The following is a 2152-nucleotide window of genomic DNA, read 5'->3' on the forward strand; positions in this document are numbered from 1 at the left end:
GTTTCATCCCCGATCCCGCGATCCGCGCGCGCAATGGCGACGAGAAGACCATCGTGCCGTTCAAGGTCTGCGGCGCGACCTGCGATTCCGTCGATATCCTGTCCAGGCCGTTCTGGCTGCCGGAAACGGTCGACACCGGCGACTGGATCGAAATCGGCCATATCGGCGCCTACTCGCTGTCGCTCAGGACCCGCTTCAACGGCTTCTTCCCCGACACGTTCGTCGAGGTGACGACGCCGTTCGACGAAGGCGACGCGCCGCAGGGGTTCGCGAGCTTGGAGACGATGGCGGACTAAGCTCCCCCTTCTCCCACAAGGGGAGAAGGAGAGGGCGCTACAATTTCGCCAACAACTCCGGCGTCGGCCAGCCATCCACCGGCAATCCAAGCCGCGTCTGCTCCTTGCGGATCGCTTCGCGCGTATTGGTGCCCAGGATGCCGTCGACCGTGCCGACGTCGTAGCCCTTGGCTTCGAGCTTGGTCTGCAATGCCTTCATCTGGTCGCCGCTCAGGCCCTGTTCGGGCGTGCGCGGATCGAATTGCGGCGCGCCGGCGAGGCGCGTGGCAAGCACGGCCGCCGTCAGCGCATAGGTGAAGGACTGGTTCCATTCCAGATAGACGTCGAAATTGTCGTAGGTCAGGAAGGCCGGACCCTTGCGGCCCATCGGCAGCGCAAGGCCAGCTTTCAGACCATTGTCGATGAGCGGGTTGCCATTGGGTTCGGTGACGCCCCATTGCGCCCATTGCGACAACGGCAGCTTGTTGGTGCGGCCGGTCTGGTCCCATGGCATCTCGTCGGGGACGCGCACTTCCTGGACCCAGGGCTGGTCGCGCTTCCAGCCGCGCGACATGATCTTGTTGGCGGTCGTCATGATGACGTCCGGCACGCTGTTCCTGAGATCGACCTTGCCGTCGCCGTCGCCATCGACGCCTTTGGCAAGATAGTCGGTCGGCAGGATCTGCGTCTGGCCGATCTCGCCGGCCCAGGCGCCCTTGACGTCGGCCGGCAGCACGCCGCGGTCGATCAGGGTGAGCAGCGGCACCAATTGCTGCCGGAACAGCTGAGGCCGGCGGCAGTCATGCGAGAGCGTCACCAGCGCATTCAGCGTGTGGAAATCGCCCTGCACGGCGCCGAAATCGGTCTCCAGACCCCAGAAGGCGGCGATGATGGCCGGCTGGACGCCGAACTCCTTGTCGGCGCGGTCGAAGACGTCGGCATATTTCTTCAGATTGGCCGCGCCCTGCTTCAGGCGATAGGCCGAGATCATGCGGTTGGCGAATTCGGTGAAGGTCTGGGTGAAGACGCCCTGGGCGCGGTCGCGCGCCAACGCGCGCTCATCGATGGTGGCGTCCTCCAGCGCGTCGAGGCCGGTGGCGCCGACGCCGGCCGCCTTGGCTTCGGCCGCGACGGCCTGCTTCCAGGCCTCGAAATCGCCGCCGCATTCCTGTGCCGCGACGGGCAGCGCCGACGCGCCGAGGAAGAGCGCCGCCAGGATTTCAACGCGCAATCGCATCGCTTTCCTTTCGAGACCGGCGCATGACCCCATCGTGATCCCGGACCGGGATCGGACAGGCGCATGCGAGGATTTCAAAGTTCGGGAGCCGCGCCATGCACTCGCGCGAATGCGCCGCTCCGGATTACCAGCGGTTGCATGTTTCGCCGCCCGCCGTGTCGAAAAGCAGGCGGGGGATCGGTTGTCAACGGGTGTTCTGCCGCAGCCACTTCTTCCAGGCGGCTTCCGAGCCGTTGAAGACGTTGATGTCGGACTTGCCGGTCATGCCGGGCACGATGCCGGTACCGGTGTACTGCCAGAAGGTGAAGGGGTGGCTGCCGTATTTTTCGCGCGGGTGGCCGGCGACCGAGCGCAGCCAATAGGGATAGCCGCGGAAGCTCGCCAACTGGTTGTCGTCGAAGAAGTCGAGCGAGGTGTAGATGATCGGCTTCTTGCCGTAATGGCGCTCGACCATTTGCAGGAAAACGCTCATTTCGCTGCGCACGGTGGCCGGGTCGGGGCGCAGCCTGCATGTCGGCGATTTCGGGTTCCATTCCATGTCGAGTACCGGCGGCATCGCCGACGGGTCCCGCGGGACATTGGCGATGAACCAGCGCGCCTGGGTCTCGGCCGGCGTGCAGAAATAGAAGAAGTGATAGGC

Annotated in this window: 2 protein-coding genes and 1 pseudogene; 1 reads left to right on the forward strand and 2 read right to left on the reverse strand. The window is 65.0% G+C overall.

What is annotated here, in order from left to right:
• Positions 1–296, forward strand: a pseudogene (locus EOD07_RS31860) (ornithine decarboxylase); the annotation flags it as partial.
• A gap of 37 nt (positions 297–333) precedes the next feature.
• Here EOD07_RS31860 and EOD07_RS31865 read toward each other — a convergent pair.
• Entirely contained in the window at positions 334–1512 is a 1179-nt protein-coding gene (locus EOD07_RS31865; protein WP_073985503.1) for a lytic murein transglycosylase, read from the reverse strand.
• A gap of 184 nt (positions 1513–1696) precedes the next feature.
• Positions 1697–2152, reverse strand: a 456-nt coding sequence (locus EOD07_RS31870; protein ID WP_281059105.1) for a GH25 family lysozyme, incomplete at its 5' end; no start/stop codon positions are given.

Source organism: Mesorhizobium sp. M2C.T.Ca.TU.002.02.1.1, assembly GCF_003997225.1.